An 11,772-nucleotide genomic window follows, 5' to 3' on the forward strand; every position below is an offset into this window, starting at 1 on the left:
CGCGTTCCTTTGATAGGTGCGACCCGGCGCGCCGGGTGTGCGACAGGCGGCGGATTATAGCGAAGTCGCCGAGCTGCCGACACCGCCGGCAGTCTTTCGTGCTGACGCCCTTCTGTGCCACACTCAGCGCCTTTCGGGCTCGCCTTACACGGATTTATGCACCCTCTGTTGCCCAGCCTCGCCGCCGCACTCCTCTACGCTGGCGCCGCCGCTTACCAAGGACTGCGCCTTACGCAGCGCAGCATCCCCGACAAACGCCTGCTGGCGTCGCTTGGTGCGCTCGCCTTGTGCCTGCATGTCGTCAGCCTGTTCTTCCAGCTGTATGACGTACACGGCCTCAACCTGGACTTTTTCAATGCGGCCAGCCTGATCGCCTGCGCGGTCATTGGCCTGATTCTGCTGGCCTGCCTGCGCATACCGGTGGAAAACCTGCTGCTACTCCTGTTCCCGCTCGGCACGCTGACCGTACTGGCAGCGCAGTTCATGCCCAGCGGCACCATCAATCCGATCAACGAGCACCCGGGCATCCTCGCCCACATCCTGTTCTCGATCCTGGCCTACGGCATGCTCACCATCGCCGTGTTCCAGTCGATCCTGTTGCTGCTGCAGGACCATCAGCTCAAGCACAAGCACCCTTCCGGGCTGATCCGCAACTTTCCACCGCTGCAGACCATGGAGAGCCTGCTGTTCGGCTTCCTCTTCGCCGGCTGGCTGCTCTTGTCGTTGTCGCTGCTGTCCGGCGCGCTGTACATCGACGACCTGTTCGCTCAGCACCTGGCACACAAGACCATTCTTTCCTGCTTCGCCTGGGTGGTTTTCGCTGTGCTGCTGTGGGGGCGCCACCAGCTCGGCTGGCGCGGCCACAAGGCCATTCGCTGGACCCTTGCCGGGTTCTGCCTGCTGATGCTGGCCTATTTCGGCAGCAAGCTGGTACGCGAATTCATCCTGCACATCTGAGGCAGACCTCGTGGACGACCTACATTCGAGCTATCTGCTCGGCCTGCTGATTTTCCTCATTCTCTGTTCGGCGTTCTTTTCCAGCTCCGAGACCGGCATGCTCAGCCTCAACCGCTACCGGCTCAAGCACCTGGCCAAGGAAGGGCACAGTGGCGCCAAGCGCGTCACTCGCCTGCTGGATCGCCCGGATCGCCTGCTCGGCACCATCCTGGTCGGCAACAACGTGGTCAACATTCTCGCCGCTTCCATCGCCACGGTGCTGGCGGTGGACATGTGGGGGGAGGCCGGTATCGCCATTGCCACGGCAGGCCTGACCATCATCGTGCTGATCTTCGGTGAAATCACGCCCAAGACCCTGGCTGCGCTGCGCCCGGAACTGGTGGCCTTCCCCGCCAGTCGCGTGCTCAGCCTGCTGCTGCGCGTACTCTACCCGGTGGTGTGGCTGACCAGCGTGATCAGCAACGGTCTGCTGCGCCTGCTCGGCGTCGATCCGTCGCAGCGCGCCAGCGACAGTCTTTCCACCGAGGAGCTGCGCAGCGTGGTGCGTGAGTCCGGCTCGGAACTGCCGACGAACCGCCAGAGCATGCTGCTGAGCATCCTCGACCTCGAACGGGTCACGGTCGACGACATCATGATCCCGCGTAACGAAGTGACCGGCATCGATCTCGACGATGACTTGGAAATCATCATCGGTCAGTTGCGTAGCACCTCGCACACGCGCCTGCCGGTGTTTCGTGGCGACATCAATCAGATCGAAGGCGTGGTGCACATGCGCCAGATCGCCCGCCTGCTGAGCCACAACCAGCTGACCAAGGAGTCGTTGCTGGCAGCCTGCAACGAGCCTTATTTCATCCCGGAAAACACGCCCCTGGCGACCCAGCTGATCAACTTCCAGAAGCAGAAGCGGCGCATCGGCATAGTCGTCGATGAATATGGCGACGTGATCGGCATCGTCACCCTGGAAGATATTCTCGAAGAGATCGTCGGCGACTTCAGCAACCAGGACAGCCTGCGCAGCCCCGATATCCACCCACAGGAAGATGGCACCCTGGTCATCGACGGCGCCGCCTACATTCGCGAAGTGAACAAGACCCTCGGCTGGCATCTGCCCAGCGACGGTCCCAAGACCCTCAACGGCCTGATCACCGAAGCCCTGGAGAGCATCCCGGACAGCAGCGCCTGCCTGAAGATCGGCCCCTATCGCCTGGAGATTCTCCAGGCAGCGGAAAACCGGGTGAAGAGCGTGCGCGTCTGGCAGGTGGCAAAGGTCAAAGCGGACGAAGCAGCTCCGGAGTGAGGCGTTCGGCCAGGCCTGCAGCCCATTGTCGATAGCCCAATGCCGACGGGTGATAGCCATCTTCGGCCAGGTAGTGCGCCTCGAACGGCAGATCCAGCTGGCAGTGCAACGCGCCCAGGCGTTGTGCCAGGCTCTGTAGTTCACGATCCAGCAAGCTGGCCCGCCAGCCCATCAACTGCCGCAACAACCACGGCAAGGCGCTGAAATGCTGCAACGGCGGCACGCCACTGAACACCACGCGACAGCCCCGCTCGCCTAATGCATCTGCCATCGCGGCGAGCGCCTGCAACCAGCGCTTGCTTGGGGTGAGGTGCGTGGTGTCATTGACGCCGAATACCAGCAGCGCCAGGTCAGCCGGTTCCGCCAATGCCAGCGGCAACAGGCGTTCATGCGCCTCGGAGGCGGTGATGCCATTCTCGCCACAGGCGCGCCAACGTACCGGCCGCCCCAGGCACTCGGCCAGGGCGACTGCCAGACAATTCGCCAGGGACTGATCGAAGTGCGTGACACCAACGCCCACCACGGTCGACTCACCGATCAGCAGCAGGCGTAACGGCTCACCCGGTAAATGCGCGGCAGCGGTGCCGCTTGGCTCGCCCTGCGCAACCGGCAGACGCAATGCCGTGCGCCGGGTGTGCAGGGCCAGAGGCAGCGCCAGTGGCAGCAGTGGCACAGTCGCCAGCCACCACAGCGCATGCCGATTCACAACTGGACGCGAACCGCTTGCGCGCTGCGCAACGCCTTGGCGCGAGCAGCCTCGATGGACTCGTCACGCGCCAGCGCCACGCCCATGCGGCGCTGGCCTTTGACTTCGGGTTTGCCGAACAGGCGCAGCGCCGTGTCTTGCTCGCTCAGCGCGGCGCCGAGGTTGGCGAAGCTGGCCTGCTGCGAATTGCCCTCCACCAGAATCACCGCCGACGCCGACGGGCCCATCTGGCGGATCACAGGAATCGGTAGGCCGAGAATGGCGCGGGCATGCAGGGCGAACTCGGACAGCTCCTGGGAGATCAGCGTCACCAGGCCGGTGTCGTGCGGGCGCGGCGAAACTTCGCTGAACCATACCTGGTCGCCCTTGACGAACAGCTCGACGCCGAACAGACCACGACCACCGAGCGCCTCGGTCACCGCCAGCGCCACGCGCTCGGACTCGGCCAGGGCCTTCGGGCTCATCGGCTGAGGCTGCCAAGACTCCTGATAGTCGCCGTTCTCCTGGCGGTGGCCGATCGGCGCACAGAAGCTGGTGCCACCGACATGACGTACGGTGAGCAGGGTGATTTCGTAGTCGAAGTCTATGAAGCCCTCGACGATCACCCGCCCCTTGCCGGCACGCCCGCCTTCCTGGGCGTAGTCCCAGGCGCGCTGCAGGTCGGCGTCGCTCTTGAGCACGCTCTGGCCCTTGCCGGAGGAGCTCATGATCGGCTTGACCACGCAGGGGTAGCCGACGGACTTCACCGCCGCGGCGTAGTCCTCGAAGGTGTCGGAGAAATGGTATGGCGAGGTGGGCAGACCCAGCTCCTCGGCCGCCAGACGACGAATGCCTTCGCGATTCATGGTCAGCTGCGCGGCACGCGCGGTCGGCACCACGTTGAAGCCTTCGGCCTCCAGCTCGACCAGGGTGGCAGTGGCGATGGCTTCAATTTCCGGGACGATGTAGTGCGGCTGCTCCTTCTCGATCACTGCACGCAACGCGGCACCATCGAGCATGTCGATGACGTGGCTACGATGTGCCACCTGCATGGCCGGCGCATTGGCGTAACGGTCGACACCGATGACTTCGCAGCCAAGGCGCTGCAGCTCGATCACCACTTCCTTGCCGAGCTCGCCGCAGCCACACAGCAGCACACGGGTCGCGGAGGACGACAGGGGGGTTCCAATACGGGGCATGAGTGTTCCTCGAACAGTGAATCAGGAAGAAGTCATTAGCAGACCCGAAGCGCGGGCGCGCTCCAGGCAAAGTTGCAGCACCTCACGGCGCTCGGCATTGTCCATGCGGCCCCAGCGGGTGATTTCGGCGACGGTGCGCTGGCAGCCGATGCAGACATCCTGCTCGTCCAGCGCGCAGACATGCACGCAGGGCGAACGCACCGGCTTTTCTACATCACTCATCGTCATCAGGTACCAGGTCACGGGAATAGCGCTGCGCATTATGAACGTAATGAGCGGCACTGGCCTCCAGCATCTTCTTCTGCGCCTCGGTCAGTTCGCGCACCACCTTGCCGGGACTGCCCATGACCAGGCTGCCATCAGGAATCACCTTGCCTTCGGGAATCAGGCTGTTGGCGCCGATGATGCAGTACTTGCCGATCTTGGCGCCATTGAGGATCACCGCGTTGATGCCGATCAGGCTGTAATCGTCGACGGTGCAGCCGTGCATCATCACGTTGTGGCCGACGGTGACCCCCTTGCCCAGGGTCAGCGGAAAACCCATGTCGGTATGCATGACGCTGCCGTCCTGCACATTGCTGTTCTCGCCGATATGGATCAGCTCATTGTCACCGCGCAGCACGGCACCGAACCAGATGCTGGCACCGGCCTCCAGGCGAACCTTGCCGATCAGGTCGGCGCTTGGCGCGACCCAGCTCTCGGGATGGGCGTCGACACGGGAGCTTCCCAGGCGGTATTTCATGCTCGTCAGTCCTCGGCGCTATCAGCGCAGGTGTATGAAGTGTTCGGGCGGCTGGTGCAGGGCGATCTGGGCATCGTCGAAGATCAGGTTGACCAGCTCCACCACCATGATCGCGGTCAGGCCCCAGATGCGGTACTCGCCATAGGTGTAGGACGGCACGTACCAGCTCTGCCCGAGGTAGTCGATACGGTGGGTGACTTCGCGCGGGTCGCTGCGGAAGAACTCCAGCGGCACCGAGAATACCGAGGCGATCTCCGCATCATTGGCCTTGTATTCGACGTAATCAGGCACCAGCCCGACGTAGGGCGTGACCTGAATGCCGTGTCGCGACACCAGACTGCTGAGCGGCCCGACCACCTCGACCAGTCCCGGCGGCAGACCGATCTCCTCCTCGGCCTCACGCAGCGCGGTATCCACCAGATCGCGATCTTCCGGGTCGCGCCGGCCACCGGGAAAGGCCACCTCGCCACCGTGGGTCGACAAACCGCTGGCGCGCAGGGTCAACACCAGCTCAGGTTCATCACTGCGGGTAATCGGGACCAGCACCGCCGCCTCGGGGAAGCTGCGCTCGGTCTCCAGAGGGCGCGGGCTGTAACCGCGCACACGATGGAGCAACTCGTCCAGCATGGGCATACTCGGAGTCTTGTTTTGCCAGGCATCATGGCATGAAAGCAGCCGGCCGCCCAACCCCGACGACAGGACAGGCTGGCCTCAATGGCAGGCTTGCCGGCCAAGACGCAGACCGCCAAGATAACGCCAGAAAAAGAGGAACGGGCATGAAATTCTGCAGTCAGTGCGGCAACTCCGTCACCCGCATGATCCCGGCCGGCGACAACCGCATGCGCCATGTCTGCGCTCACTGCGCCACCGTGCATTACGAAAACCCGCGCATCGTCGCCGGCTGCCTGCCCGTATGGCGTGACCAGGTGCTGCTGTGCCGACGCGCCATCGAGCCACGCCGTGGCTATTGGACATTACCTGCAGGCTTCATGGAAAACGGCGAGACCATCGAGCAGGCCGCCGCCCGCGAAACTATGGAAGAGGCCTGCGCCCGCGTGCGCGATCTCAGCCTCTATACCCTGTTCGACCTGCCGCATATCAGTCAGGTGTACATGATGTTTCGCGCCGAGCTAGTCGACCTGGATTTCGCCGTGGGCGAAGAGAGCCTGGAGGTGCGACTGTTTGCAGAAAGCGAAATCCCATGGTCAGAGCTGGCTTTCCCGACCATAGGCCGTACCTTAGAATGTTTCTTCGCCGACCGTCGGCAGAATCTCTTTCCGGTACGCAATGAGCCACTCGAAGCACTGCGTACCCACTACACACCCCGTTGACCCTTGCGGACGTTCCCGATGCGTTGGTTGTTGCCACTGCTTTGCCTGACTCTCAGCTTCAACGCCCTGGCCAGCGCCACGCCAGCGACCAGCAGCCGCACCGTGGACAAGGTGCTGGTGCTCAAGTCGGAGCGCAAACTGCATCTACAGCAACGCGGTGAGACCATCAAGTCGTACCGCATTTCCCTGGGCAAACAGCCCAACGGCGCCAAGCAGCGCGAAGGCGATCTGCGCACACCGGAAGGCTTCTACTGGATCGACTGGCGCAAACCGAGCGACAAATACCAGCTGTCGCTGCATATCTCATACCCCAACGCACGCGACCTGGCCAAGGCCAAGGAAGCCGGAGTGCCTCCGGGCAGCATGATCATGATCCACGGCACGCCGCTGGATGAGGAATACCCGGAGTGGTTCTTCCACACCCTGGATTGGACAGAAGGCTGCATCGCCATGAAGAACGACGACATGCGCGAGGTATGGAGCCTGGTCAAGGATGGGACGCTGATCGAAATCAGGCCCTGAGCCACTGCATTGAAAAAGGCGCCATCGGCGACTTTTTCATATCGACTCAGAACTGCAGGTCGGACAAACGCCAGACATCGAAAGCCGGCGTTTCGTAAGGATGGCTCTTCTTCAGTGCCTTGACAGCATCGTGGATCAACTCGTCGGCGACGACCATTTCCACCTTCCACTCGGCAACCTGCTCGACGCTGCCGACCTGACCGATAAACGGCTGGCTACCGTCCAGAGCACGGAACTGACCTTGGCCCAACACCTGCCAGCAGCAGTTGTCGTAAAGCCCGATGCGCCCGCCGCCGGCTGCGAACACCGCCTTTTTCACCGGCTCCAGATGGGCTTCCGGCACGTAGAAACACAGTTTGTACATCAAGTTCTCCGCAGATGGGCAACCGAACAACAGACAAGCCATGACACCAATATGATGTCATTTCGCCATGGAGTTGTCTTGAGATCGCCCGCACAATTCCATACGCAGCATTAAAACGATTCGCTGCTTTCGACTCAGGCGACGGGCGTGGCGTTCTCAGCGCCCGCTGAAAAAGCGCCGCCATTTGTCGGCCAGACCGGTGGCTGGCGGGCTGTGGCTGCCATCGCAGTAGGGCAGGTTTGCGGATCGGCTACAGCGGCATAGCAGTAGACGCTGCTCGCGCTCCGGGCGCAGCTCTAGAGACTGCTGACAGTCGGGTGTGCAGTTGGGCATTTCTGCGGAGTGCCCGCAGCGGCATAGGCGATGGGTTTCACCGGGTTTGACCAAGCGAACTTCGGGGAGGATGGGGAGAGGATCATCGGCCATGGTTGGGCCTATGTAGCCCGGATGGAATCCGGGTTAGTGGTGTGAGGGAAACTGCCTCGGATCGTTTCTGGGCTACGGACTCCACGATCGGCTCCCTCTCCCATTTATGGGAGAGGGCTGGGGAGAGGGTTCGATATTGGCCATAACGCCCTCTCCCGCCCTTCGGGCACCCCGCTCCGCGCCCCGGCCTGATCGCTTCGCGATCAGGCGCTCATCGGCGCAGGAAGCAGTGCTTCCAAAGCGCGCCTCTTCGCCCCATAAATGGGAGAGGGTCAGCAGAAGGCCGCTACGCGGTCGCTTTTAGTCCACCCACACTCGGGCGTTGCGGAACATGCGCATCCAGCCGCCGTCTTCCTGCCACTCGTCCGGGCGCCAGGAATTCTGTACTGCGCGGAACACCCGCTCCGGGTGCGGCATCATGATGGTCACGCGGCCGTCGCGGCTGGTCAGGCCGGTGATGCCACGCGGCGAACCGTTGGGGTTGGCCGGGTAAGCTTCAGTGACCTTGCCATGGTTATCGACGTAACGCAGCGCCACGGTGCCGGACAGATCCGCCTCCAGCAGAGCTTCCTCGCTTTCGAATTCGGCATGACCCTCGCCGTGAGCGATGGCGATCGGCATGCGCGAACCGGCCATACCCTGCAGGAAGATCGATGCCGACTCCTGGATCTGCACCATGGCCACGCGAGCCTCGAACTGCTCGGAGCGGTTGCGCACGAAGTGCGGCCAGAACTCGGTGCCAGGGATCAGCTCGTGCAGGTTGCTCATCATCTGGCAGCCGTTGCACACGCCGAGGGCGAAGCTGTCGCGACGCTCGAAGAAACCCTGGAAGGCATCGCGGGCGCGAGCGTTGAACAGCACCGACTTGGCCCAGCCCTCACCGGCGCCGAGCACGTCGCCGTAGGAGAAGCCGCCGCAGGCCACCAGGCCTTTGAACTCTTCCAGGCTGACGCGACCGGCGAGGATGTCACTCATATGCACGTCGATCGCGGAGAAACCGGCACGGTCGAACGCAGCAGCCATTTCCACCTGGCCGTTGACACCCTGCTCACGCAGGATCGCCACCTGCGGACGCACGCCCTTCTTGATGTAAGGCGCAGCGATGTCCTGGTTGACGTCGAAGCCGAGCTTGATCGACAGGCCGGGGTTGTCTTCTTCCAGCAGCAGGTCGAATTCCTGGTCGGCGCCCTGCGCATTATCGCGCAGACGCTGGATGCGGTAGCTGGTCTCAGCCCACTGACGCTGCAGCAGACGACGCTCACCGGCGAACACCGGTTCGCCATTGAAGCTGATGCTGACCTCGCCGTTGTTCACGGCCTGGCCAATCACGGCCACGCAGTCATCCAGACCGGCGGCGCTGAATTGCGCCAGCACTTCCGGGGTGGCGTCCTGGCGCACCTGAATCACTGCACCCAGTTCTTCGTTGAACAGCACGGCCGGCAACTCGGTGCTGTCGTCAGCCAGCGCGTCGAGGTTCAGCGACAGACCGCAGTGACCGGCGAAGGCCATTTCCAGCACGGTGGTCAGCAGACCGCCGTCGGAACGGTCGTGGTAGGCCAGCAGATGACCGTCGGCATTGAGGCCCTGGATCACGGCGAAGAAGGCCTTGAGGTCTTCGGCGTCGTCGAGGTCCGGCACTTGCTGGCCGATTTGCGAGTAGACCTGCGCCAGGATCGAGGCACCCATGCGGTTCTGGCCACGACCGAGGTCGATCAGAATCAGATCGGTCTCGCCCTTGTCCATGCGCAGTTGCGGGGTCAGGGTCTGACGGATGTCCTGCACCGGAGCGAAACCGGTGATCACCAGCGACAACGGCGAGGTCACGCTCTTGTCGACACCCTCCTCCTGCCAGCGGGTTTTCATGGACATGGAGTCCTTGCCCACCGGGATGGTGATGCCCAGCGCCGGGCACAGCTCCATGCCGACAGCCTTGACAGTGTCATACAGGCGGGCGTCTTCGCCCGGGTGGCCGGCAGCCGCCATCCAGTTGGCCGACAGCTTGATGTCGGAGATTTTCTCGATGCGTGCAGCGGCCAGGTTGGTAACGGTCTCACCCACCGCCATACGGCCGGAAGCCGGCGCGTCGAGCAGCGCCAGCGGTGTGCGTTCGCCCATGGCCATGGCTTCACCGGTGTAGACGTCGAAGCTGGTGGCGGTAACGGCGCAGTCGGCCACCGGCACCTGCCACGGGCCGACCATCTGGTCGCGAGCAACCAGACCGGTGATGGTGCGGTCGCCGATGGTGATCAAAAAGCTCTTGCTGGCCACGGCCGGGTGATGAAGCACACGACCCAGCGCCTCTTCGATATCGACGCTGGCGGCGCTGAAATCATCGCCCTGCTCGGCTTCGCGGCTGACACTGCGGTGCATGCGCGGCGGTTTGCCCAGCAGCACTTCCAGCGGCATGTCCACCGGGGTGTTGCTGAAGTGGCTGTCGGTCACGGTCAGGTGCGGCTCGGCAGTGGCCTCGCCGACTACAGCGAACGGGCAGCGCTCACGCTCGCAGATGGCCTTGAAACGCTCGAAGTCGGCCGCATCGACCGACAGGACGTAACGTTCCTGCGACTCGTTGCACCAGATTTCGTGCGGGGCCATGCCCGGCTCGTCGTTGGGCACGTTACGCAGCTCGAAACGGCCACCGCGACCGCCGTCGTTGATCAGTTCCGGCAAGGCGTTGGAGATACCGCCAGCGCCGACGTCGTGAATGAACTTGATCGGGTTGGCCTCGCCCAGCTGCCAGCAGCGGTCGATGACCTCCTGGCAGCGGCGTTCCATTTCCGGGTTTTCGCGCTGTACCGAGGCGAAGTCCAGGTCGGCCGAGCTGGCACCGGTGGCCATAGAGGAAGCGGCGCCGCCACCCAGACCGATGAGCATGGCCGGGCCGCCGAGCACGATCAGCTTGGCGCCGACCGAGATCTCGCCCTTCTGTACGTGGTTCTCGCGGATGTTGCCCAGGCCGCCGGCGAGCATGATCGGCTTGTGGTAACCGCGCACTTCTTCGCCGCGCGGACTGCTGACCGCCTGCTCGAAGGTACGGAAGTAGCCGTTGAGCGCCGGACGACCGAATTCGTTGTTGAACGCGGCGCCACCCAGCGGGCCTTCGATCATGATGTCCAGCGCGCTGACGATACGCTCGGGCTTGCCGTAAGGCTTTTCCCAGGGCTGGAGGAAATCGGGGATGTTCAGGTTGGAGACCGAGAAACCAGTCAGACCGGCCTTGGGCTTGGCGCCACGACCGGTGGCGCCTTCGTCGCGAATCTCGCCGCCAGAGCCGGTGGAGGCGCCCGGGAACGGGGCGATGGCGGTCGGGTGGTTGTGCGTCTCCACCTTCATCAGGATATGCACCGGCTCCTGCACTGCGCCGTACTGGCGGCTCTCAGGATTGGGGAAGAAACGCCCGGCGGTGTGGCCGACTATGACCGAGGCGTTGTCCTTGTAGGCGGACAGCACGCCTTCGTTGTGCATCTGGTAGGTGTTCTTGATCATGCCGAACAGCGACTTGTCCTGGCTCTCGCCATCGATGTCCCAGCTGGCATTAAAGATCTTGTGGCGGCAATGCTCGGAGTTGGCCTGGGCGAACATCATCAGCTCGATGTCGTGGGGATTGCGCCCCAGATCATTGAAGCTCTTCACCAGGTAGTCGATTTCGTCCTCGGCCAGGGCCAGGCCCAGGTCCTGGTTGGCCTGCTCCAGCGCGGCGCGGCCACCACCGAGTACGTCCACGGCGGTCAGCGGCTTGGGCTCGGCGTGACTGAACAGCGCGGCGGCGTCTTCCAGCGCACCCAGCACCAGCTGGGTCATGCGGTCATGCAACAGGGCGGCGACGGCAGCGCTGTCGGCCTCGCTCAGTTCGCCGCTGACGTAATAGGCGATACCGCGCTCCAGACGCTGGACCTTGGCCAGGCCGCAATTACGGGCGATGTCGCTGGCTTTGCTCGACCAGGGCGAGATGGTGCCAAAACGCGGAATGGTCAGGAACAGTTTGCCGCTGGGCTCCTGAACCGGCACGCTCGGGCCGTACTTGAGCAGCCGCGCCAGCACTTGTTCTTCATCGGCGTTGAGCACGCCCGTCACGTCGGCGAAATGCGCGAACTCGGCGTACAGCCCGGTCACGGCCGGCACCTTGCTGGTCAGTTGCTCGAGCAATTTGCCATGGCGGAAAGCGGAAAGGGCGGGAGCGCCGCGCAGAATCAACATCGTCGGAACAGCCTCTGGGAAGGGGTGTGCTGGAGGCCGGGCATTCTACCCT

General features: G+C 63.4%; 12 protein-coding genes. 4 read left to right on the forward strand and 8 right to left on the reverse strand.

Annotated elements, in window-relative coordinates; translation table 11 throughout:
- Positions 1-156 precede the first annotated feature (156 nt).
- On the forward strand, positions 157-957 hold the full coding sequence (locus JWV26_RS04110; RefSeq protein WP_021488830.1) for a cytochrome C assembly family protein: 801 nt from the start codon (positions 157-159) through the stop codon (positions 955-957).
- 10 nt (positions 958-967) lie between these two features.
- Positions 968-2,254, forward strand: a complete 1,287-nt coding sequence (locus JWV26_RS04115) for an HlyC/CorC family transporter (protein ID WP_206418462.1) — start codon at positions 968-970, stop codon at positions 2,252-2,254.
- Here JWV26_RS04115 and JWV26_RS04120 read toward each other — a convergent pair.
- The 5 genes from JWV26_RS04120 to JWV26_RS04140 are packed head-to-tail and all read right to left on the reverse strand — an operon-like array spanning position 2,226 to position 5,507.
- A complete protein-coding gene (locus JWV26_RS04120) occupies positions 2,226-2,960 on the reverse strand; it encodes an SGNH/GDSL hydrolase family protein (protein WP_072426034.1) in 735 nt (244 codons plus the stop codon). The genes JWV26_RS04115 and JWV26_RS04120 overlap by 29 nt on opposite strands.
- A complete protein-coding gene (gene purT, locus JWV26_RS04125; RefSeq protein WP_021488832.1) occupies positions 2,957-4,138 on the reverse strand; it encodes a formate-dependent phosphoribosylglycinamide formyltransferase in 1,182 nt (393 codons plus the stop codon). Before purT ends, JWV26_RS04120 begins: the two co-directional genes overlap by 4 nt.
- 21 nt (positions 4,139-4,159) lie before the next feature.
- Positions 4,160-4,360 (reverse strand): DUF1289 domain-containing protein, encoded by a 201-nt coding sequence (locus tag JWV26_RS04130; protein ID WP_072426035.1) that lies wholly within the window; start codon positions 4,358-4,360, stop codon positions 4,160-4,162.
- Entirely contained in the window at positions 4,353-4,880 is a 528-nt protein-coding gene (locus tag JWV26_RS04135) for a gamma carbonic anhydrase family protein (protein WP_072426036.1), read from the reverse strand. Before JWV26_RS04135 ends, JWV26_RS04130 begins: the two co-directional genes overlap by 8 nt.
- A gap of 21 nt (positions 4,881-4,901) precedes the next feature.
- Positions 4,902-5,507 carry a CoA pyrophosphatase gene (locus JWV26_RS04140; protein ID WP_021488833.1) on the reverse strand — a complete coding sequence of 202 codons (606 nt, stop codon included), beginning with the start codon at positions 5,505-5,507 and terminating at the stop codon, positions 4,902-4,904.
- 149 nt (positions 5,508-5,656) lie between these two features.
- On the opposite strand from JWV26_RS04140, the gene JWV26_RS04145 reads away from it, so the two are divergent.
- Positions 5,657-6,211: an NUDIX hydrolase gene (locus JWV26_RS04145; RefSeq protein ID WP_074918001.1), complete on the forward strand. Its 555-nt coding sequence runs from the start codon at positions 5,657-5,659 to the stop codon at positions 6,209-6,211.
- Positions 6,212-6,229: 18 nt separating this feature from the next.
- Complete coding sequence (locus tag JWV26_RS04150; RefSeq protein ID WP_017675143.1) at positions 6,230-6,733, forward strand: L,D-transpeptidase family protein; 504 nt, start codon at positions 6,230-6,232, stop codon at positions 6,731-6,733.
- A gap of 46 nt (positions 6,734-6,779) precedes the next feature.
- On the opposite strand, the gene JWV26_RS04155 is transcribed toward JWV26_RS04150, so the two are convergent.
- The 3 genes from JWV26_RS04155 to purL form a co-directional block, all read right to left on the reverse strand.
- Positions 6,780-7,097 (reverse strand): YqfO family protein, encoded by a 318-nt coding sequence (locus JWV26_RS04155; RefSeq protein WP_017675144.1) that lies wholly within the window; start codon positions 7,095-7,097, stop codon positions 6,780-6,782.
- 156 nt (positions 7,098-7,253) lie between these two features.
- Entirely contained in the window at positions 7,254-7,523 is a 270-nt protein-coding gene (locus JWV26_RS04160) for a CDGSH iron-sulfur domain-containing protein (protein ID WP_074917999.1), read from the reverse strand.
- Positions 7,524-7,823: 300 nt separating this feature from the next.
- Positions 7,824-11,720 (reverse strand): phosphoribosylformylglycinamidine synthase, encoded by a 3,897-nt coding sequence (gene purL / locus JWV26_RS04165; RefSeq protein WP_206418463.1) that lies wholly within the window; start codon positions 11,718-11,720, stop codon positions 7,824-7,826.
- Positions 11,721-11,772: the final 52 nt, after the last annotated feature.

Origin of the sequence: Ectopseudomonas toyotomiensis, from assembly GCF_017167985.1 — a bacterium.
In the GTDB taxonomy this organism is placed as follows: domain Bacteria; phylum Pseudomonadota; class Gammaproteobacteria; order Pseudomonadales; family Pseudomonadaceae; genus Aquipseudomonas; species Aquipseudomonas toyotomiensis.

Bases quoted from the DNA above. Each gene is read 5' to 3' on its own strand.
- JWV26_RS04110 (WP_021488830.1), top strand. From the start codon at position 157: ATGCACCCTCTGTTGCCCAGCCTCGCCGCCGCACTCCTCTACGCTGGC.
- purT (WP_021488832.1), bottom strand. From the start codon at position 4,138: ATGCCCCGTATTGGAACCCCCCTGTCGTCCTCCGCGACCCGTGTGCTG.
- JWV26_RS04130 (WP_072426035.1), bottom strand. From the start codon at position 4,360: ATGAGTGATGTAGAAAAGCCGGTGCGTTCGCCCTGCGTGCATGTCTGC.
- JWV26_RS04135 (WP_072426036.1), bottom strand. From the start codon at position 4,880: ATGAAATACCGCCTGGGAAGCTCCCGTGTCGACGCCCATCCCGAGAGC.
- JWV26_RS04140 (WP_021488833.1), bottom strand. From the start codon at position 5,507: ATGCTGGACGAGTTGCTCCATCGTGTGCGCGGTTACAGCCCGCGCCCT.
- JWV26_RS04145 (WP_074918001.1), top strand. From the start codon at position 5,657: ATGAAATTCTGCAGTCAGTGCGGCAACTCCGTCACCCGCATGATCCCG.
- JWV26_RS04150 (WP_017675143.1), top strand. From the start codon at position 6,230: ATGCGTTGGTTGTTGCCACTGCTTTGCCTGACTCTCAGCTTCAACGCC.
- JWV26_RS04155 (WP_017675144.1), bottom strand. From the start codon at position 7,097: ATGTACAAACTGTGTTTCTACGTGCCGGAAGCCCATCTGGAGCCGGTG.
- JWV26_RS04160 (WP_074917999.1), bottom strand. From the start codon at position 7,523: ATGGCCGATGATCCTCTCCCCATCCTCCCCGAAGTTCGCTTGGTCAAA.
- purL (WP_206418463.1), bottom strand. From the start codon at position 11,720: ATGTTGATTCTGCGCGGCGCTCCCGCCCTTTCCGCTTTCCGCCATGGC.